At 40.5% G+C, this 23,473-nt stretch carries 7 protein-coding genes and 1 pseudogene; 7 read left to right on the forward strand and 1 reads right to left on the reverse strand.

The features are described 5' to 3' along the window. The 4 genes from IQ228_RS03715 to IQ228_RS03725 all read left to right on the forward strand — a co-directional run. On the forward strand, positions 1-1,487 hold a 1,487-nt coding region (locus tag IQ228_RS03715; RefSeq protein ID WP_228043676.1), incomplete at its 5' end, for a thioesterase domain-containing protein. Positions 1,488-1,642: 155 nt separating this feature from the next. Beyond that, on the forward strand, positions 1,643-1,768 hold the full coding sequence (locus IQ228_RS27045) for a hypothetical protein (RefSeq protein ID WP_255549941.1): 126 nt from the start codon (positions 1,643-1,645) through the stop codon (positions 1,766-1,768). A gap of 1 nt (position 1,769) precedes the next feature. Then, on the forward strand, positions 1,770-14,186 hold the full coding sequence (locus IQ228_RS03720; RefSeq protein ID WP_193962192.1) for a non-ribosomal peptide synthetase: 12,417 nt from the start codon (positions 1,770-1,772) through the stop codon (positions 14,184-14,186). A gap of 419 nt (positions 14,187-14,605) precedes the next feature. Further along, entirely contained in the window at positions 14,606-16,657 is a 2,052-nt protein-coding gene (locus IQ228_RS03725; protein WP_193962193.1) for an ABC transporter ATP-binding protein/permease, read from the forward strand. 11 nt (positions 16,658-16,668) lie between these two features. Here the strand turns inward: IQ228_RS03725 and IQ228_RS03730 are convergent, their stop codons facing one another. Then, the gene (locus IQ228_RS03730; RefSeq protein ID WP_027403937.1) at positions 16,669-17,073 is read right to left on the reverse strand and encodes a hypothetical protein; all 405 of its coding nucleotides are present in this window, start codon (positions 17,071-17,073) and stop codon (positions 16,669-16,671) included. Between the two features lie 590 nt (positions 17,074-17,663). Here IQ228_RS03730 and drmD point away from each other — a divergent pair. The 3 genes and pseudogenes from drmD to IQ228_RS26380 all read left to right on the forward strand — a co-directional run. Beyond that, entirely contained in the window at positions 17,664-20,885 is a 3,222-nt protein-coding gene (gene drmD / locus IQ228_RS03735; RefSeq protein ID WP_027403936.1) for a DISARM system SNF2-like helicase DrmD, read from the forward strand. 749 nt (positions 20,886-21,634) lie between these two features. Beyond that, positions 21,635-22,924 carry a type IIL restriction-modification enzyme MmeI gene (locus IQ228_RS03740; RefSeq protein WP_228043677.1) on the forward strand — a complete coding sequence of 430 codons (1,290 nt, stop codon included), beginning with the start codon at positions 21,635-21,637 and terminating at the stop codon, positions 22,922-22,924. Next, positions 22,893-23,473, forward strand: a pseudogene (locus tag IQ228_RS26380) (BREX-1 system adenine-specific DNA-methyltransferase PglX); the annotation flags it as partial. The gene IQ228_RS03740 and the pseudogene IQ228_RS26380, both read left to right, overlap by 32 nt.

Below are 23,473 nucleotides of genomic sequence, written 5' to 3' on the forward strand. Positions count from 1 at the left end.
TAGAATACTTAGGGCGCATAGATAATCAAGTAAAAATCAGAGGATTCCGCATAGAACTAGGAGAAATAGAAACGGTACTCAATCAACATCCTCAAATCCAGACATCCTCTGTCATTGCTCGTGAAGATACTCCCACAGACAAACGTCTAGTTGGGTACATAGTACCTAAAAAAGACGTGATGCCGGAAAGCACAGCCATCCGTCAATTCCTGGTGAATAAACTACCAGGGTACATGATACCATCAGCCATTGTCATGGTAGAATTTCTGCCACTGACACCGAACGGTAAAATAGACCATCGCGCCCTACCAAAACCAGAATTAGACAGCACAATACTAGAAAAATATGTTGCTCCACGTAACCCCATAGAAGAACTGTTAACACAAACCTGGTTACAGGTGCTAAAAATAGAATCTGTGGGTGTAAATGACAACTTCTTTGAACTGGGGGGACATTCTTTATTGGCTGTCAAATTGCTCAATCATATTCAAAAAGTATTTAATCAAAAACTTGCTTTAAGTAGTTTATTTGACAATCCAACAATTGCTCAATTAGCATTACAAATCTCTGACCATGAAGTGCAGCAATCCCATCCCCATTTGCTTACACTCCAATCCCAAGGAAATGCCACTCCTATATTTTGTTTACCTGGTACTAACGGACATGGTTTCTATTTTAAAGACTTGGCTATCAACTTAGAAAATCATCCGGTTTATAGTTTAGAAACTCCAGGAAGAAATGGATTTGGCAAAGTTCCAGATTCAGTAGAACTGCATAGTAGTCAAATGATTGATTTATTACGTGAGCAACAACCTCATGGTCCATACATACTGGCAGGATATTCAGGAGGTTCTGTCGTTGCTTTTGAAATGGCTTGCCAACTGGAAAACCAGGGTGAAAAAGTAGAATTACTGGCTATCTTGGATGCTGGCTTGGTTATTCACCCTGAATATTCAAGTAAGATGACAGATATTGATTGGATGTGGCAATTACTCCAACATATAGAAAATGTAGAGAGAATTTCATTAGGTTTGGACTACGCTGATTTAGCTGCTCAACCAGACGAGTTAGCCCGTTGGGATTTGGTGGCAGAGTATTTATACAAACATGATGTCCTACCGGAAAACTCAAGCCTATCTTTGCTTAAAACTAATATGCAAGTGATGAAACAAATGGCAATTAATTATGATAATTATCGGCCTTCCCATCAAATTTCCGCGCCCATCGGTTTATTCCGCGCTGAAGAAGTGGATGAAGTTGCTTTACAACAACTTCGAGCTATTTCTAATTACGATTTACCGGACTGGGGATGGCAAGATTACACAGAAAACTCTGTGAAAGTAATATCTGTACCTGGAAATCACCACCGGATGCTTTATGAACCTAATGTCAAAACTTTAGCCTCACACTTACGGATGATGATGACTTACCCAATAAATTCCCAAGCAATATCTTCCTTGACGACAACTTTTTTGAATTGGGGGTAAATTCTCTACTAGTACACTGCGGCGTAAGTGAATGAACCATTTTCAAGCCTTGTAATCAGTCAAATTTTCGGAGCTTTTAATGGTTATGTTATTTACGCCAACCTGTACTAGCTGGTCAAGTAATTTCTCGGTTACGGGAAGATTTCTCTCTAGAATTGTCTCTCCAGCATTTGTTGCAAACACCTACTATTGTTGGTTTAGCTCAGACAATTGAAGCAATTCAAAGTCAAAATGCCTTTACTGAAACATCATCACAAGAATACGAAGAGGATTATTTATAAAATGGCTATATTTGAATTTTTGTCCTTACTCAATAATTTAGATATCAAAATTTGGGTTGAGGATGGTCAGTTACGTTATCGCGCTCCTAAAGGAGCAATGACAGATGAAATAAAACAGCAAATTAAAGAACGGAAAGCAGAAATTATTGCTTTTTTACAAGAAGCACAAACAGCTACACAAATCAATTATTCATCCTTAGTTCCCGTTGTCAGGGACAAAGATTTACCTTTATCTTTTGCCCAACAAAGAATGTGGTTTCTGTCTCAATTAGATGGGGAAAGCACATCTTATAATGAAAGTTTCCAACTCAGAATTGTTGGTAAACTTTCTTTGACTGCTTTAGAACAAAGTATCAACGAAATTATCCGCCGTCATGAAGTTTTAAGAACTAACTTTCCTACGGTAGAGGGTGTCCCTTTTCAGGTAATTAGACCTAATTTAACTCTCAGCATTCCTGTGATAAATGTACAAGAATTCACAGAAATTGCTGTACAAGAAATTATCAATCAAGAGGTTAACAAGTCTTTTGATTTAGGGACAGAACCTTTAATAAGAGCTACTTTACTACAGCAAGATCCAGAATCCCATTTGTTGCTGATCACCATGCACCACATCATTATAGATGGTTGGTCAATGGGGGTATTTTTCAAAGAATTAGAAGCACTTTATCCAGCGTTTATTCAGGGAAAACCAAGCCCCTTACCAGAATTAACAATACAATACGCTGATTTTGCTCTTTGGCAACGGGAATGGTTAACAAAAGAAGTTCAAGACAAGCAACTGGAATACTGGAAACAACAGTTAGCCGGCACACCTCCTTTGTTGGAGTTACCAACAGATTATCCCCGTCCACCAGAGCAAAGTTTCGCTGGTGCGAGTATAGAATTTAACATTGATGCAGATTTAACCTCTCAACTTGTCACCCTCAGTCAAAAATCAGGTGTAACTTTGTTTATGACCCTGTTAACAGCTTTTGCTGTGGTACTGCATCGTTACAGTGGTCAGGATGATATTTGTATTGGTTCACCTTTTGCTAACCGCAATCGCCGAGAAATTGATTCACTAATTGGCTTTTTTGTCAATACATTGGTATTGCGTACCCAGATGGAAGGTAATCCTCGTTTTTCACAGTTACTAGAAAAAGTTCGTTCTGTGGTTTGGGATGCCCACGCACACCAGGATATACCATTTGAACAAGTCGTAGAAGCACTAAAACCGGAACGTTCTCTGGGCTATAATCCACTGTTTCAGGTGATGTTTGTGCTGGAAAACTTCTCCCTGGATACTTTAGAGTTACCTGGTATTAGTCTGACTCCAGAAATTGTAGATAGAGGTACTGCAAAGTTTGATTTGGGTCTCTCGATGTGGCAGACACAACAGGGATTAATTGGATCTTGGGAATATAACAGCGATATTTTTGCTCCTGATACTATTGCAAGGATGATTAATCATTTTCAGACTTTGTTGGCAGGGATAGTTAAGAACCCAGAGCAAAGAATAGGAGAGTTACCACTACTAACTGAGTCAGAAAAACACCAGCTATTAACAGAGTGGAATGATACTCAAGTTGAATATCCTGTTGATAAATGTATCCATCAGTTATTTGAAGAGCAGGTAGAGAAAACACCGAATGCAATAGCAGTAGTGTTTGAAAATGAACAACTCACCTATCAGCAATTGAATAGTCGGGCGAATCAGTTAGCACATCACTTACAATCTTTGGGTGTAAAACCAGAGACATTAGTAGGGATTTGTGTAGAACGTTCCCTAGAAATGGTAATTGGATTATTAGGTATACTCAAAGCAGGAGGGGCGTATGTACCCCTAGACCCAGAGTATCCCACTGAACGCTTGAGCTTCATGTTAGAAGACGCTCAAGTATCAGTGCTGTTAACACAAAAATCACTATTAAATCAATTACCCTTAGACAATAGAGAAAAGCCTTGTCAGGTAATTTGTTTAGAGCAACTTGTACTGAGCGAAGTCGAAGTAAACACATTTAACTTAGAATTAACCGAAAACCCCAATCACCAAAATCAACCGGAAAACTTAGCCTACGTAATTTACACCTCCGGTTCAACAGGAAAACCCAAAGGAGTAACAATAGAGCATCGCGCCATAGTCAACTTAAGTTTAACCTGGGGACAAACATTCCAAGTACAAAACCATAGCCGATTATTGCAATTTGGTTCTTTTAGCTTTGACTTATCCGTAGGTGAAATTACCACAGCCTTAGTCACAGGAGCTTGTTTGTACTTAGGAAATAAAGTAACCTTATTGCCAAGTCAAAGCTTAGTAGACTTCTTAACAGTAAACAAAATTACCCATAGCTTCCTATCACCATCAGCCTTATCTGTATTACCCAAAGCAAAATTACCTGATTTGCAATGTATCACAGTAGGAGGAGAAGCTTGTACAACAGAATTAGTGAATCAGTGGGGAACAGAAAGAAAATTCTACAACTGCTACGGACCGACAGAATCTACAGTTACCGCCACCATCTTCCATTGTCAACCCAATGGAAAAAAACCAGCCATTGGTAAAGCAATATCTAATATTCGCACCTATATCTTAGATAAAAACAATCAACTATTACCACCAGGAATACCAGGAGAACTGTGTATAGCTGGAGTTGGTTTAGCTAGAGGATATTTAAATCGTCCCCAAGCGACTGGGGAAAAATTTATAGAAATAGACATAAATGGTCAAGTTGAGAGAATTTACAAAACAGGAGACTTAGCGCGTTACTTAGCAGATGGGAACATAGAATACATAGGACGCATAGACAATCAAGTTAAAATTCGGGGCTTCCGCATCGAGTTAGGAGAAATAGAAGCGGTACTCAATCAACATCCTCAAATCCAGACATCCTGCGTCATCGTCCGTGAAGACAACCCTGGACAGAAGCAATTAGTATCCTACCTAATACCACATCAGCATTCCACAGTAACCATCAGTGAAATGCGCCAATATCTCAAAGAAACACTGCCAGAATATATGGTGCCTCATAGTTTTGTCACACTAGAAACCCTACCCATAACACCCAACGGCAAAATAGATCGTCGAGCATTACCAGCACCAGAAACCCGTACAGGATTAGAAATAAAAATTGTCCCCCCACGTAATCAAACCGAAAAAATACTAGCCCAGATTTGGGCAGAAGTGCTGAGAACAAAACAAATAGGAATTAACGATAACTTCTTTGAACTCGGAGGAGACTCAATACTCAGCATCCAAATTTTAGCCAAAGCCAAACAAGCAGGACTACAACTAACAGCCAAACAACTATTCGCCAATCAAACAATCGCCGAACTAGCAGCAATAGCACCGAACATCAAAACCATAGAAATAAAACAAGAACTAGTCACAGGTAAATTACCCCTAACACCCATTCAACACTGGTTTTTTGAGCAAAACTTTACACAACCACACCACTTCAACCAAGCATTCCTGCTATCAGTTCCCAGCGACATAAAACCAGAACCATTAAAACAAGCATTCCAGCAACTGCTAACACATCATGATGCCCTAAGACTAAGTTTTAGCCAAAAAAACTCCAATTGGGAACAGACATACACCGCTCCAAAAGATCAAATAGCCTTCCATGAGATAGACCTATCAACAATTCCAGAACATAAACAACCAGAAGCCATTGAAGCACAAGGAAATTTATTACAAGCCAACCTAGACATATCAGAAAACCTAGTACAAGTAGCCTTATTCCATCTAGGCATAGGAAAAAGAGCGAGATTACAAATAACCATCCATCACCTAGCCATTGACGGAGTTTCCTGGAGAATCTTATTAGAAGACCTACAAACAGCCTACCAGCAACTTGAGCAAGGCAAAGATATTCAGCTTCCTGCCAAAACCACATCTTTTAAAGATTGGTCTGAGCAATTAACAGCTTATGCCCAATCACAAACCCTCAAATCGGAAGCGGCTTATTGGTTGAATGAAACTCGCGCCGCAGTTCCTTCCATCTTTGTTGACCATACAAAAGGGGAAAATACTGTTGCCGCAGCTAACACAGTTTTATTGTCTTTAAGTGAGGCAGAAACTCACGCCTTACTGCACGATGTACCAAAAGCTTACAACACACAAATTAACGATGTTCTCCTGACCGCTTTAGCGTTAGTTTTGAGCAAATGGACAAACTCTAAAAATGTGTTGTTCAACTTAGAAGGTCATGGACGGGAAGATATTGTTGATAGTGTAGATTTATCACGGACAATAGGTTGGTTTACAACTATATTCCCCGTAGTGGTAGAACTCCCAACTACAGACAATTTAGGGGATGCTTTTCTGGGGAATGTTTTAAAATCTGTTAAAGAACAACTGCGGGCTATTCCCAATAAAGGCATTGGTTATGGACTATTGCGCTATCTGAGTCAAGATCCAGAAATTGGCAAACAACTCAAGACATTACCCCAAGCCGAAATCAGTTTTAATTATTTAGGTCAATTTGATCAACAGATTAATACAACCTCTTGGATGCAGCCAGCTAGTGAGTCTGCGGGAAAAATGCACGGTTTACAAAACAACCGCCCTCATCTGCTAGATATAAACAGCATGATAGTTGAAGAACAGTTGCAAATAGAGTGGACATACAGCACAAATCTTCACCAAGCAGCCACAATTGAAAACCTAGCAAGGGAATTTGTCAACACATTACAGGACATCATTACTCATTGTGCATCAGGTAAAAATGGAGGTCATACACCTTCAGATTTCCCATTAGTGAAGCTCAACCAGTTAGAAATAGACCAACTATTGGCAAGTTTCGGCAAAACGAAAAAAACTAACTGGCGAAATATTGAAAATATATATCCACTGTCACCAATGCAAGAGGGGATGCTGTTTGAAAGTTTGTATGCCCCTGATTCTCAAGTATATTTTGAACAGTCGATTTACAATTTGAGTGGTAAACTAAACCTGGTAGCATTTGAAAAAGCTTGGCAGCAAGTAGTAGCAAGACATTCAATATTGCGGACTGCTTTTATTTGGGAGCAGTTGGCAGAGCCGGTGCAAATAGTTTATCGGCAAGTGGATGTTAAAATAGAGAGCGAGGATTGGCAGCACCTATCGACTCAAGAAGCACAAGAAAAATTAGAGGTGTTAGTGCAGTCTCAGAGAAAACAGGGTTTCCAACTGTCTACAGCACCATTAATGCAGTTAAGTGTTATACAATTGAGTGCAGATAGTTATCAATTTGTGTGGAATTTTCATCATTTATTGCTTGATGGCTGGTCAGTGCCTTTACTGTTCCAAGACCTATTGTATTTTTATCAAGCAATTATCAAAGGTGAAAATCCAACACTACCAGCAGTTTTAAGCTATGACAAATATATTGCTTGGTTACAGCAGCAAGACTTGAGCAAAGCTGAAGAATTTTGGCGAGAAAAACTGCAAGGTTTTACAGCACCAACTCCTTTAACAGTTGATAAATTATCTTCAAAGGGTAAACAGTTAGATTCTCGTTACAGGGAACAAAAAATTCAACTGACAGCGCAACAAACAGAAGCTTTACAGACCTTTGTCCGAAAGCATCAACTGACGATGAATAATTTGGTGCAGGGAGCTTGGGGTTTATTATTATCTCGGTACAGTCAAGAATCAGATATTGTTTTTGGTGCTACAGTATCTGGTCGTCCTCCATCTTTAATGGGTGTGGAGTCAATGGTAGGATTATTTATCAATAGCTTACCAGTGAGAGTTAAAACTTGTCCTGAAACTGAAGTTTTGGCTTTGTTGAAAGATCTACAAATACAGCAAGTTGAGTCTGAACAATATTCCTATAGCTCATTGGCAGATATTCAAAGATTGAGTGATGTTCCTGGAGGGAGTTCTTTATTTGAGAGTCTGGTTGTTTTTGAGAATTATCCGGTTAGTGAAGCAGCGGAAAAAACCAATTATGGTTTCTCAATAGATAATGTTCAGGGTATTGAGCAAACCAATTATCCTTTAACAGTGGGAGTAATTCCTGGTCAGGAATTACTGGTAATAATTAGTTATGATACAAGCCGATTTGATGATGCAGCGATTTGTCGTTTGTTAGGACATTTCCAAACATTGTTATCTGGAATTGTTGCTGATCCCCAACAGCGAATTTCCCAATTACCTTTGTTGACAGAAACTGAGCAACATCAATTATTGGTAGAGTGGAATGATACTCAAGTTGAATATCCTGTTGATAAGTGCATCCATCAGTTATTTGAAGAGCAGGTAGAGAAAACACCAGATGCAATAGCAGTAGTGTTTGAAAACGAACAACTAACCTATCAGCAATTGAACAGTCGGGCTAATCAGTTAGCACATCACTTACAATCTTTGGGTGTAAAACCAGATACACTGGTGGGGATTTGTGTTGAGCGATCGCTTGATATGGTTGTAGGACTATTGGCTATTCTCAAAGCTGGTGGGGCTTATGTACCACTAGATCCTGAGTATCCCCAAGAACGCTTGAGCTTCATGTTAGAAGATACTCAAGTTGCCGTGCTACTAACTCAACAGCATCTAATTAAGCGACTACCTGATTATCAAAAACAGATAATATGCTTGGATACTGACTGGGAAGTAATTTCCGAATTTAGCCAGGAAAATGTGACTAATGCTGTCACAGCTAATAACCTAGCTTATCTGATTTATACTTCTGGTTCTACAGGTCAGCCTAAAGGAGTAATGATTGTTCATGATGCACTGCTAAATCTAGTATTCTGGCATCAACGTACTTTTGAAATTACTGCCTTAGACAAAGCCGGTCAAGTAGCTTCCATCGCCTTTGACGCTGCCGTATGGGAGTTGTGGCCTTACCTCACCGCAGGAGCAAGTATTTATTTAGTTAAATCAGAAATCCTGATGTCTCCAGTGGATTTACAAGATTGGTTGCAAGAGAAAAAAATCACCATTAGTTTTTTACCGACACCAGTAGCGGAGCAGCTATTGTCACTGGAATGGAAAGACAGTACAACTGTGCGAACCATACTAACTGGCGGAGATAAACTTAATCAATGTCCATTAAATTTACTTCCTTTCCAATTAGTAAATAATTATGGTCCTACGGAAAATACAGTAGTGACAACTTCAGGGAAAGTAGTGTCTGGTAGACAAGATCATCATATCTCACCACCAATTGGTCGCCCCATAGCTAACACACAAGTCTACATTTTAGATGAGAATTTACGACCAGTACCCATAGGAGTACCAGGAGAATTACATATAGGAGGAAATGGGTTAGCAAGAGGTTATCTCAACCGTCCTGAGTTGACAAAAGAGAAATTTATCGCTAATCCGTTTAATAATGGCAAAAAACTGTATAAAACAGGAGACTTAGCCCGTTATCTACCAGATGGGAACATAGAATACTTAGGACGCATAGACAACCAAGTAAAAATCAGAGGATTCCGTATTGAGTTAGGAGAAATAGAAGCGGTACTCAATCAACATCCTCAAATTCAGACATCCTGCGTCATTGTCCGTGAAGACAATCCCACAGAAAAATGTTTAGTTGGGTACATAGTAGCGAAAAAAGAAACAACACCAGAGCTTACAAGCATTCGTCAATTCCTGGTGAATAAACTGCCGGCGTACATGATACCATCAGCCTTAGTCATATTGGAAAATCTGCCACAGACACCCAACGGAAAAATAGACCGTCGCGCCTTACCAAAACCAGAATTAGAAAGTACACTGCTAGAAAAATATGTTGCTGCACGCAACCCCATAGAAGAACTGCTAACACAAACGTGGTTACAAGTGCTAAAAGTAGAATCTGTGGGTATAAATGACAACTTCTTTGAACTGGGGGGACATTCCCTAATAGCAACACAAATAGTTTCACGTATCCGCAACATATTCCAAGTGGAACTACCATTGAATAAATTGTTTGCCGCCCCTACAGTCAGAGAATTAGCCCATATTATTACTCAATTACAACAAGACAAATTAGAACTGTCAGCAGACAAAGCACCACTTCTGTTACCCAGAGCCAAAGATGCAGACTTACCAATGTCTTTTGCCCAACAGCGTTTGTGGTTCTTAGACCAATTTGAGGCTAACAGTGTGGTATACAATATGCCCACTGCTCTACGTTTGCTAGGAAAGTTGCAAATTGCAGCGTTAGAGCAAAGCTTACAAACAATTATTCATCGTCACGAAGCCTTACGTACTAATTTCACCACCATTGATGGACAGCCAATTCAAGTTATTAGGGAACAGAAAGCAGGGAACAAGGAACAAGGAATAGTATCAATTGTTGACTTACAGCACTTACCCAAAACAGAACAGGAAATAGCTGTAGAACAATTAACGCAACAACAAATGATGACAGGATTTGATTTAGAAACAGAAGCGTTAATTAGAGTACAGTTAATCTTACTGAACGAGACAGAGCAAGTATTGTTAGTGTGTATGCACCACATTGTTTCCGATGGTTGGTCAATGGGTGTGTTTGTCCAAGAACTCACACAGTTATATAATGCTTATTGTCAAAATCAACCTTTACCTTTAACACCTCTACCAATTCAGTACAGTGATTTTGCAATTTGGCAAAGACAATGGTTGCAAGGGGATGTACTACAAAATCAAATAACATACTGGGAACAACAACTCAAAGACGCACCAACCTTATTATCATTACCCACAGACCGCCCCAGACCTGCTGTACAGACTTTAGTTGGTGCAACTCATGAATTTGCCCTGTCAGTTGAGTTAACTGATAAATTGATCAAACTCAGTCAAAATCAAGGTTGTACCCTATTTATGACCTTGTTGGCTGCTTATGACACCTTGCTTTATCGCTACACCGGACAATCAGATATTTTAGTTGGTTCGCCTATTGCTAACCGCGATCGGGCTGAGATAGAAGGGTTAATCGGCTTGTTTGTTAACACCTTAGTAATGCGTACCAACTTGGCAGATAATCCCCGTTTTAGTGAATTGCTAACTCGTGTGAGAGAAGTGGCTTTGGGTGCTTATGCCCATCAACATTTGCCCTTTGAAATGCTAGTGGAAGCATTGCAACCAGAACGGGATTTATCCCATAGTCCACTATTCCAAGTCATGTTTAACCTGCAAAATGCTCCTGTGTCTGAGTTGGAGTTAAATGGGTTAACCGTTAGTTCAGTACCATTTAAAGGTGTGACTGCTGCATTTGATATGACTTTATTCATGCAGAACACTGATAACGGACTGGTGGGAGTTTGGGAATACAACACGAATCTGTTTGACCATAGCACCATCGAGCGCATGATTGGTCATTTTGTGACGTTGCTGGAAGCAGTGGTGAATAATCCTCAAGAGCGCATTGACAAGTTGCCCATATTAACAGCAGATGAAAAACAAAAATTACTGATTGAGTGGAATAATACTCAAAGTGATTATCCTGTAGGCAAGTGTTTACATCAATTATTTGCACAGCAGGTAGAATTAACACCGGATGCTGTAGCGGTGGTGTTTGATGATCAACAATTGACTTATCAACAGTTAAACACCCAAGCGAATCAATTAGCCCATTATTTACAATCTCTGGGTGTGGGTGCAGAAGTTTTGGTGGGAATTTATTTAGAGCGATCGCTTTCCATGACTGTGGCACTTTTAGCAGTCCTCAAAGCTGGTGGCGGTTATGTTCCCTTAGACGTTGATTATCCTCAGCAGCGATTAACTTATATATCCCAAGATTCACAAATTTCTGTACTGATCACACAGGAAAGTTTACTCAATTCCTTGCCAGTTGAAGGGGTGAAAGTTCTTGTCTTAGATCAAGAATATGAAGTATTCAATTCTCAAAGTCCAGAAAATCCATTTAGTGAAGTATTACCAGAAAACTTAGCTTGTGTATTGTATACTTCTGGTTCTACAGGACAACCCAAAGGCGTGATATTGACTCATGGAGCTTTGGTAAATCATAGCAGTGCCATTAGTGAAGCATTTGGCTTAACAAGTAGCGATCGTGTTTTACAATTTGCAGCTTTCGGTTTTGATGTCGCACTAGAAGAAATCTTCCCCACATGGTTTAAAGGCGGAACAGTAGTATTAAGACCAACACAAATGTTTTCTTCTTTTGCCAATTTTGCCCAGTTTATAGAACAACAACAACTAAGCGTTTTAACCCTAACTTCCGCTTATTGGCATGAATGGATGGTAGCCGTATCTCAATCCTATGCCACCGTACCCCAAAGTTTACGTTTGTTGACCGTAGGTGGAGATACAGTTTTACCGGAAACAGTGGCAATGTGGCAGCAATTGGTAGGGAATAGAATAACTTGTTTAAATGCCTACGGTCCCACGGAAGCCTCGGTTACAGCCATCATTTATGATGTGCAGAATTTCTCATCAGAAAAAACTAATACAGTTCTCATAGGTCGTCCTGTTGCCAATACAGAAATTTACATTCTAGACTCTAATCTGCAAGCAGTACCGATGGGAGTGAAAGGTGAATTGTACATTGGTGGTGAGCGTTTAGCACGGGGTTATCTCAACCGTCCAGAATTGACACAAGAGAAATTTATTGCTCATCCCTTTAATAATCCAAAATCTCAAATCAAAAATCCAAAATTATATAAAACAGGGGACTTAGCACGCTATTTACCCGATGGTAATATCGAGTTTATCGGACGCATTGATGATGTAGTAAAAATCCGAGGTTTCCGCGTTGCACTGGGAGAAATTGAAAGTCTCTTGATTCAGCATCCTGATGTGATTTGCCAGGTAGTAATACTCAGGGAAGACCAACCAGGACATAAACAGTTGGTTGCTTATGTTGTCACTGATAATCCATCATTAACCCAAAATGAATTACAAAGCTTCTTGAAACAAAAGCTGCCAAATTATATGATTCCCACAGCTTTTGTAATGATGGAGGGTTTACCAGTCACGACTAATGGTAAAGTAGACCGTCGCGCCCTACCCGCACCCTCCCAAGAGATTAACCTGAGCAACTTTGTGTTACCCAATACTCCCACACAAAAACTGATCGCAGATATTTGGAGGAGTGTTTTAGTCACAACACAGTTAGGCATTCACAACAACTTTTTTGACATCGGGGGTAATTCTTTACGCGCTATGCAAGTGATGTCTTTATTAACAGAGACTTTGCAAATAGATTTACCCCTACGTTATTTGTTTGAAAACCCGACAGTCGCAGAACTCGCAGCAGGTTTTGATAGTTTACTCACAAGCCAGACGAATACTATTACCACCTCTAACCTAGATTTAAAAGCAGAAGCAGTTTTAGATCCCAGCATTCAAATCCCTAACCAACCTTTTGAGTACAACAACAAACCTCAAGGAATCTTTTTAACGGGAGTGACGGGTTTTCTGGGTAGTCATTTACTTTATGAACTTCTGCAACACACCCAAGCTGATATTTATTGTTTGATTCGTGCTACCAATATTGAACAGGCACAACAAAAGCTACAAAATCAACTCCAATTGTACAAACTCTGGTCAGGAGTTGACAGAAAACGCATTATTCCTGTGGTTGGAGATTTAGGGAAAAACTATTTAGGTCTTTCCACATCAGAATTTCAACAGTTAGCTGGTCAGATAGACGCTATCTATCATTGTGGTGCTTGGATTAATGTTATCTATCCCTACTCTGTTTTAAAACCCGCTAATGTATTGGGAACTCAAGAAATCATTCGGTTAGCCAGTGAAATCAAAGTTAAACCTTTACATTACATTTCAACTACATCCGTTTTATCAGCAGCTACTCCTAATGAGACGGGATTAATTTTAGAGTCGGATCTCCTTGAACAATATCAAGTCTTAGAAAATGGCTATGTTCAAAGCAAATGGGTAGCAGAGAAATTAGTGATGCAATCTCGTGATTTAGGACTGCCTGTGGCTATTTATCGAGCATCAAGGATTACAGGAAATACCCAAACAGGGATTAGTAACACAGATGATTTATTTTGCAGGTTAGTCAAAGGTTGTTTAGAAACCAGAATATTTCCTGACGTGCAGATGGAGGATAATTTGACTCCTGTGGACTATGTGAGCAAGATAATTGTTAATCTGTCAGGACAAAAGGAATCTTTAGGAAAAGCATTTCACCTAGTCAATCCTGAATCAACTACAATCAGGGATTTGTTTCACTTGATGCACTCTTTAGGATACCCTGTACAGATGATTCCTGTAGAGAAATGGCATTCAGAGATTTCACTTGAGAGTCAAATTTCTGATACAGATAATTTAAGAGTTTTGTCTCATATTATCCCCAAAGTTGCGGTAGAAAACAGCCCCGAACCACAGATTGATTATGAAAACACTATCAATGGAGTAGGAAATATTGATCTTATGTATCCCGCGCTAGACCAAAAATTGCTAAAAACTTACATTTCCTACTTCATTAGTAGCGGTTTTATAGATGAACAATTGGTAACAGAACAAATGGTATTTGAGAACATGACTAACTAATCTATATCTATAGGACTCCTATTTGATTTTTGAACAGAACTCCGTACATACTAAAAGCCTTCTTTCCTGTTCCCTGTTCCCTACCTCCACGAAAAATTCATGAATCAAATCGGATAACTATACATCATTAGACATCTGGTTAAAATGATGGTAGGGACAATACCCTGCGGGAAGCAAGCTACATGAATTGTTCCTACAAGGGTTTCAGGTTATACACATTTAATTACCATTAGATGTATATTAATCTGACGACTTAAAATTACTGAAGGAATACAGATAGGGAAGCACGGGAGCGGGATTAAGGTTATTTCTGAGTCTTTTCCCGTTCACCGATAAATAATAACTTTAACTTGCACATCAGTGTTATTTTGATATAAGTATTAAATTCAATTCTCAGAAACTTAATTTATTGCTCAAATATGCCAACTCAAGTTATTCAATCTCAACCCTCGACAAATCCTTTTTCAGATTTTACTCAATTTTGGAAAAATGTCAAATCTATTACAGAACCTTATTGGTATCCAAATACACCAGGGGGAAGAGCGTTTTCAGACGTGATTCGTTCATGGGGAATGCTTATTCTCCTAATATTACTAATCATTGGACTTGTTAGTTTAAATGTAGTTACTAACTTTCTTTATCGCTATCTAGTCGATATTACCATTACAGGAAAGGATGTTTCTCAGTTTTTTAATATTGTATTGATTTATAGTATAACCCTAGTATTTGTAACGACATTTGTAGGGTTTTCCAAATTTGTGAGAAAGCAAATGGTACTCGATTGGTATCAATGGCTAAATGATCACATTCTTTCAAAATATTTACATGAAAGAGCATACTACAAAATCAATTTTAAATCTGATATTGATAATCCTGATCAACGTCTCTCTCAAGAAATTGAACCTGTTATTAGTAATGCTTTGACATTTTCAGCTACCTTCTTAGAAAAAATACTGGAAATCACAGCTTATATCATAGTTATTTGGTCAATTTCAAAGCAAGTTGCAATTATTTTAGTGATTTATACAGTTCTAGGCAATGTGGTCGCTGTATACTTGAATCAAGAATTAAATAAGATTAATCAAGAAGAACTCGAATCTAAAGCAGATTACAACTATTGCCTAACTCATGTTCGAGTTCATGCTGAATCAATAGCTTTTTTTCGGGGAGAAAAACAAGAGTCAAATATCATTAGTAAAAGATTTAATCAGTTAGTCAAGAGTTATAAACGGAGGATTGGCTGGGAAAGAAATCAAGACTTTTTTAATAGAGGATATCAAGCTGTAATCGAGGTATTTCCATTTCTCATACTCGGACCTTTATATATTACCAATCACCTAGATTTTGGAGAAATTAGCCAAGCTTCTTTATCCGCATATCTTTTCGCTAATGCTCTAGCAGAATTAATCAATGAGTTTGGAAGTTCAGGTAGGGTTTCTGTTTATGTTGAGAGGCTATCTGAATTTTCTTCTGCTTTGGAAGAAGTCACTAAACAACGAGAAAATGCCAGTATCATCAAAACAATAGAAGATAATCATATTACCTTTGAGAATGTAACTTTACAAACTCCCAATTATGAAAGGGTAATTGTCGAAGATTTATCACTTTCTGTGAAACCGGGAGAAGGTTTATTAATTGTTGGTCCGAGTGGTAGAGGTAAAAGTTCTTTATTGAGGGCGATCGCTGGTTTGTGGAATGCAGGAACAGGTCGTTTAGTGCGGCCTCCTTTAGAAGAAGTGTTGTTTTTACCTCAACGTCCTTACATTATTTTAGGAACTTTGCGGGAACAATTGCTTTATCCGTATACAGATCGTCCTATGAGCGATCGCGCACTCACAGAAATTTTAAAACAAGTTAATCTGCAAAATTTATTAAGTCGAGTAGATGGTTTTGATACTGAAGTTCCCTGGGAAAATATACTTTCTTTAGGAGAACAACAACGCCTTGCATTTGCACGATTGTTAGTTACTCAACCAGGTTTCACTATCTTAGATGAAGCTACCAGTGCTTTAGATTTAAAGAATGAAGGTACTTTATATCAACAATTACGAGAAACAAAAACAACATTTATCAGTGTAGGACATCGAGAAAGCTTATTTGATTATCATCAATGGGTTTTAGAACTTTCTCAAGATTCTAGTTGGCAACTTTCGACTGTGCAGGATTATCAACGTCAGAAATTAGAATCAGTTGTCATCAGTGCTTCTGAAAAATCTGAAATTACAATAGATAACTTTGCCAATAATCAATCTCCTAATCCACCAGAAACCGCAATACAAGAAATAGCCAACCTAGCAAACCAAGTAAGTGTTATTACCGGACTTTCTCATCAAGAAATCCAGAAATTAACAGACTATTCACTGGGGACTGTGAGAACCAAAGCAAGTAAAGGTCAATCTATTAGTACTGAGGATGGTTCTACCTACAACTATAATAAAGACCCCAATGTTTTGAAATGGGTGAGAGTTTAGAGTGAGACAAGCTAGGATGTTTTTGGGCTGTAGATTTTGTGAGGATACATATTTTCAAAATAGGTAATAGCAACTTCACCCAATGCTTTAACTGCGGCAGCTCCCATTACAGGTTGAACCACTGATCCAAGACCAGGAATAAATCCTGTTATAATACTGCCCATCGTGAAAAGGAATTGTCCTCCACCCATACCTATAATTGCTGCGGCGATCGCTCCAGCACCACTAGCAGGTATCCAATTCACATCATAAATCTGAGCAATGCGAGTGATTACAACACCCTGTACACCAGCTAAACTGCTTTGAAAGGTGAGCGCGGCGATAGGAGAAATTCCACCCGCAACTCCTGCTGTTGCTCCTGCTCCCATCATTAACCAAAGTTCATCTCTAGCTTGCTCACAACAATATTTAGTCATAGAATGAAGCACTATAATAAAAACTGTAATCAAAAGGATTGATTGTCTAATCAGGATTTCATCCCTTCCATTTATAATATTCAGAATTTTTTAGACAAAATCTATCCAAGGGTATCCCTTTTCTGTCAGTTTCCGGCTATTATGAATCCCACATTCCGCACTTCAATAAGTAGGGTTTGTTGAATAAATGTAAAACCCAGATGAATAAGGAGTTTCAGGCTCTTGGGATTATACACTTCATTAACGGAATTTTGAATCAAGATTTAGTAATTTTTATGCCAGTAATTATCATGTTTGTTAGTGGAAAATGAGATTCCTACTGCTTAACTGGATAATACAAGTCATGTTTCAATATCTAACTTTAGGCAGATGACACTGGTTTTACTGATTATTTACTGTATTATTTCTACTTGTAATTGCAATTATTTTAAAATGTGCTTATTATAGCAATTAATCTATCAATTGCTATATCAGGTAAGTAAAACCTTGACAGTTGTTGAGCATATTGTCTATTTGATCATTTAGGGGAGTAAGTTTTTCATGATTAGAGGAGGAATAATAGCCGTCCAGTCACAAAAAGGAAAACACAAGTGACTGACATTGTAACTGGACAGATTGTGCGTGTGCGATCGCGCCAGTATCTTGTGGAAGAAGTAGTGCCTAAGCCTTCACCAGAACAAGATACTAAAGTTAGTCTTTCTTGCTTAGAAGATGATGCCTTGGGAGAATCCCTGGAAGTCCTGTGGGAACGAGAAATAGATGCCAAAATCGTCGGGGTGACATCATGGGAATCCATCGCTAATCGAGGCTTTGATCATCCCCGGTTGTTCTCTGCCTACTTGCACACATTACGCTGGAATTGCGTAACTTCCACAGATGCCAAACTTTTTCAAGCTCCCTATCGGGCAGGAATAGAAGTCAAAGCCTATCAGCTAGAACCGCTACGTAAAGCCTTGCTGATGCCTAGAGTCGGCTTGTTTATTGCCGATGATGTGGGATTGGGTAAAACAATCGAAGCAGGGCTAATACTGCGCGAGATGTTAATGCGGCAAAAAGTTCGCCGGGTAGTGATTTCCTGTCCACCATCTGTAGTTAGACAATGGCAAGAAGAAATGGAGAGTCGGTTTGGACTCACATTTATGATTCTTGATCGTGAATTTATTACTGCCCGTCGTCAAGAACGGGGTTATGGAATTAACCCTTGGATGACACACACTCGGTTTATTATTTCCCATGCCTTGCTGCGAGATGAAACCTATGCTGCACCATTACGAGATTGGCTGAGTGATTTTTCTCCGGCCTCCATGCTCATTCTCGATGAAGCCCACAATGCTGCACCTGCGAGTGGGGCAAAATATGCGGTTGATTCCCAACTTACCAAAACTGTGCGAGATTTAGCACCGCGTTTTGAACACAAGCTGTTTTTGTCTGCTACTCCCCACAATGGACATTCCAACAGCTTTGCGGCTTTACTAGAAATCCTCGACCCCCAGCGTTTTTGTCGAGGAGTACCTGTCCGCAATCACAAGTTGCTAGACACTGTGATGGTACGCCGTTTAAAGCAAGATCTACGGGAAATAGGAGAAGAATTTCCCCAACGTTTCGTGAGTCCGATAGTGATTGATCATCTCCCAAAAGACGCACCAGAACTCAAGTTATCCCAATTGTTGCAACAATATCGGAGTTTGCGTGAAGAACGACTCAAGGATGCGGCTAAGTCCACCCAGACCACAGCGATGCTGGTAATTACTTCACTGCAAAAGCGGTTGTTGTCTTCGATTGAGGCATTTGCACGGACTTTAAAAGTACATCGGACGGCGGTAGAAAAGCAAGCAGCTAACCGTCCTGCCATTCATAAAGTCAGTTTACCGTTGTTGTTGGAGTCAGTTAGTGCTGATGACGAACGGGCAGAATTTTTAGAAGCGGAAATAGAGGCAGAAGAAGATGCTCAAATGGCAGCAGCTACTATGCAAGCAGCCGGACAAACAGCCCGTGAATTAGCAATTTTAGATGAAATGGCAGATGTAGCTAATTCCTCTCGCTACCAACCAGATCCGCGGATTCACAAACTGGTGGAGTGGATTCGCCAAAATCTCTGTCCTCAATTGGGTGAAGCCAATGCGGCTTGGTTAGAACGGCGAGTAATTATCTTTACAGAATATACAGATACTAAACGTTATCTGCAACAACAGTTACAAACGGCGATTGCTAATTCTCACCGTGAACATGAACGCATAGAGGTCTTTCACGGGGGTATGGGAGAAGAACGCCGGGAAGCTATTAAAAGTGCCTTTAATGCCGATCCTGCCCGTCATCCCCTGCGGATTTTGATTGCTACAGATGCGGCAAGGGAGGGGGTAAACCTGCAAAACAATTGTGCTGACCTGTTCCATTTTGACGTGCCGTGGAACCCATCCAGGATGGAGCAGCGCAATGGACGGATTGACCGTAAATTACAGCGATCGCCTGTTGTCCATTGTTATTACTTTGTTTTACCCCAACGCACAGAAGACAAAGTATTAGATGTATTGGTGCGGAAAACAGCCACTATTCAACAAGAACTCGGTAGCCTAGCACCAGTTGTCGAAAGAAATATGTCGCGCTTACTGGCTCATGGAATTCGCCATCAAGACGTAAGTAATATTACTAATTCTATTAATCAAGCTGAACAAATCAATGACCAAGAAATAGTAAGTACACAGGTGATTAATGAGGAACTGGAGCAAGCCAGAGTCCGCCAACAAGATTTGACAAAACAGGTCGAGAATTTACAAGCAATGTTAAAAAACTCACGGGACTGGTTGGGACTAGATGACCACCACTTCCGGGATGCTATTTCCGCTTCTTTAGAAATTCTCGGCGTTCCTGCCCTCACACCTGTAGATGTAAATGAGGTTGCTAACAACTCTGTAACCGCCCGGTGGACAATTCCCGCCCTTGACCAGCAAACTGGTGCAGATCCCACATGGTCAACAACAATTGATACTTTGAGAACACCGCGAAAAATCGGACAAAAGCCCTGGGAATGGCGGAAAGAAGCACCAATTCGCCCCGTAGTGTTTCGAGATCCTGGTTCTTTAGATGGGGATGTGGTGCATCTGCATTTAGAACACAGAATTGTCCAACGGTTACTGAGCAGATTTTTATCCCAGGGTTTTCTGCACGATGAATTAACCCGTGCTTGTGTATGTCTAACTAATGACCCCATGCCCAAAGTTATAGCCTTGGGAAGATTGGCTTTGTATGGTGAACGGGCGGCTCGGTTACATGATCAAGTAATTGCAGTAGCAGCGGAGTGGTTAGACCCAACTAGTCGAGGGCGCAAGAAACTTCAACCTTTAAAAGAAGGTGAGAAAGACAACGTACTGGAATTACTGGAAACTTCCCTGGCTTCCCCCCATTTACTAGAAGTTGCGTCAGCAGTGAAAGAACGACTACAAAAAAGTGCTGCTGAAGATGTGAGCGAATTAATTCCCCATTTGGAACGCCGCGCCGAAATTTTGGCGGAAAGTGCCAAGAAAAAGCTAGTTAATCGGGGGATTAAAGAAGCTGCTGAGATGAAGAAGATTCTGGAAGAACAACAGACGCGAATTCTCAACTGTCAGAAAGACTCTCAAGCTGTGCAGTTATCTCTGCCAATTATCGAGGAACAGCGTCAAGTAGATGCAGACCGTCGCCATTGGGAAAAACGCCTCAAAGCGATCGCATTAGAATTGATTTCCGAACCAGCGCGAATTGAAGCCGCTTACCAAGTCAAAGCAGTGCGGGTTGAGCCGGTCGGTGTGATTTATTTATGGCCGATTTCCGGGTAGGGGGTGTAATATCACGGAAGCAAAACCAGCAAATAAAATTCCCCATCTGATAGCACAACAAACACCGGGGAATCAAATTCCCCGTCTCATAGCGAAAGTCCTCTAAAAGAGGACTAAAAACCCAAAAAAACCCTCATTATCATGCTGATTTCAAAAACCGCTCATTTAGTCGGATTCATCCGACTTAAGCTATTAGACAGGGGTTTCAACCCCTGGCTAATCTGGCTAATCTGGCTAATCTGAATGAAAACCCCAAAAAACCCTCATTATGATGCTGATTTCAAAAGCCGGGGAATCAAATTCCCCGTCTCATAGCGAAAGTCCTCTAAAAGAGGACTAAAAACCCAAAAAAACCCCTCATTATCATGCTGATTTCAAAAACCGCTCATTTAGTCGGATTCATCCGACTTAAGCTATTAGACAGGGGTTTCAACCCCTGGCTAACTGGCTAACCCCTGGCTAATCTGAATGAAAACCCCAAAAAACCCTCATTATCATGCTGATTTCAAAAGCCGGGGAATCAAATTCCCCGTCTAATAGCGAAAGTCCTCTAAAAGAGGACTGAAAAACCAAAAAAACCCCTCATTATGATGCTGATTAAAAAACCCGCTCATTTAGTCGGATTCATCCGACTTAAGCTATTAGACAGGGGTTTCAACCCCTGGCTAACTGGCTCATCTCTGGCTCATCTCATCTGACCGACTAACCAACTGACTAACTAACCTAATTTTTAAACTGAAATTAATATCATGTCCAAAGATCCAGAAATTCGCTTACATAAAGAATGGTTAGGCTTTCTCCAGCCCGTGGGGTTGGTGGTTTCGCCCCCCGCATTGTCAGCAGCCCAAGCGGTGGTTAACCGCAACGTAGTAGAATTGCAACAAATATTACAAGCAGTTGCCAGTAGTACAGCTTTGCCCGGTGACAGCGAAAATGAACGCTTTTGCATTACCGATTTTTCCGCCTTTGCTATCAATGTTTTAGGTTGGGAAACAGCAGATTTAGTTGACAGTCCCGCAGAATTAGCGATCGCTCTCCCAGATTATCAAGAAACTTTAATACCGACTTACGCTGTCCCCAACCCCAATGGTGGCTGGATGATGCTAATTCAAGTATTGAATCCTGGTACTGAACTTGACAACGCCGGAGCAGAGGATAGTAAATCTACGGCTTGGCACGCCAGCCCCCAATCTAAATTTGAACGGCTGTTAAAAGAAACCAAAGTTTACATCGGGCTATTGTGTAACGGTACAGAATTACGGTTAGTTTATGCGCCACCAGGAGAATCATCAGGACACCTGACCTTTCCTGTCCAAGCGATGTGTGAAGTATCGGGGCGGCTGATTTTGGGAGCAATGGAGATGTTGCTCTCAGCCGAACGCCTGTTTAATGTCCCCACAGACAGGCGTTTACCTGCCATCCTCGAAAAAAGTCGGAAATATCAAAATGATGTCTCTATCAAGCTGGCAGAACAGGTATTAGAGGCATTATGGGATTTACTGCGGGGCTTCCAGACAGCAGATGCCACAACTAACAGCCGCTTACTAGATGACATCGCCGCCACAAACCCCCAGCACATTTATGGTGGACTGATTACCGTTTTGCTGCGGTTGGTATTCCTGCTTTACGCTGAAGACCGGGGCTTGATGTCTCAAGATGCAGTTTATACCCGTTATTATTCCGTGAGTGGACTTTACGATCGCTTGCGAGAAGATGCCGGCAATTATCCAGATACAATGGATCAGCGATATGGTGCTTGGGCGTGGTTGCTGAGTCTGTTTCGTTTAGTTTATGAAGGTGGGGGTCACGCTGATTTATACTTACCTGCTCGTCATGGACAACTCTTTGATCCTGATGAATATCCCTTTTTAGAAGGTCGTCCCCAGTCTACAAAATATCAATCAGGGGCAAGTATAGAACCGCCTCGCGTCTCTGACGGGGTAATTCACAGGGTACTACAAGGGTTACTGATCTTGGACGGAGAACGCCTATCTTACCGGGCTTTGGATGTTGAGCAAATTGGCTCTGTTTGTTTATGAAGCGGTTATGGGCTATGAAGTAGAAAGAGCAAATAGCCCTGCTATCGGTGTTTGGAGTAAACCCAAAGGTTCTAAATCTTCGGTGACGGTGGTGGTTAGTGTTGAAGAGGTTCTCAAAACCAAAGCCGGGGAACGGGCTAAATATTTAAAGGATATTGCAGGTTGTGAAGTTACTGGTAAATCCCTGACGGAGTTAAAAGCCGCGCACACAGCAGAAGATATCATAGCAGCGTTAGGACGCAAGGTATCACCGAAAACACCGAGTTTAATGCCTGTGGGTTCGCTGTATTTGCAACCAGGGGAAGAACGGCGGCGCAGTGGTTCTCATTATACCCCCCGTGCGTTGACTGAGCCGATAGTTAAGGAAACTCTCAGACCGATTTTAGAGGCTTTCGGAGAAAACCCCACACCTGAGCAGATTTTAGAGTTGAAGATTTGTGATTTGGCTATGGGTTCGGGGGCGTTTTTGGTGGAAAGTTGTCGTCAGTTAGCGGAAAAGTTGGTTGAGAGTTGGAATAAACCCCTCCCCAGCCCCTGTCTCTTATACAA

The organism is Dolichospermum sp. LEGE 00246, assembly GCF_015207865.1.
Taxonomy (GTDB): Bacteria; Cyanobacteriota; Cyanobacteriia; order Cyanobacteriales; family Nostocaceae; genus Dolichospermum; species Dolichospermum heterosporum.

What these genes read in the sequence shown, in the direction of transcription:
- IQ228_RS03725 (WP_193962193.1), top strand. Translation starts at nt 14,606, where the DNA reads ATGCCAACTCAAGTTATTCAATCTCAACCCTCGACAAATCCTTTTTCA.
- IQ228_RS03730 (WP_027403937.1), bottom strand. Translation starts at nt 17,073, where the DNA reads ATGACTAAATATTGTTGTGAGCAAGCTAGAGATGAACTTTGGTTAATG.
- IQ228_RS03720 (WP_193962192.1), top strand. Translation starts at nt 1,770, where the DNA reads ATGGCTATATTTGAATTTTTGTCCTTACTCAATAATTTAGATATCAAA.
- IQ228_RS03740 (WP_228043677.1), top strand. Translation starts at nt 21,635, where the DNA reads ATGTCCAAAGATCCAGAAATTCGCTTACATAAAGAATGGTTAGGCTTT.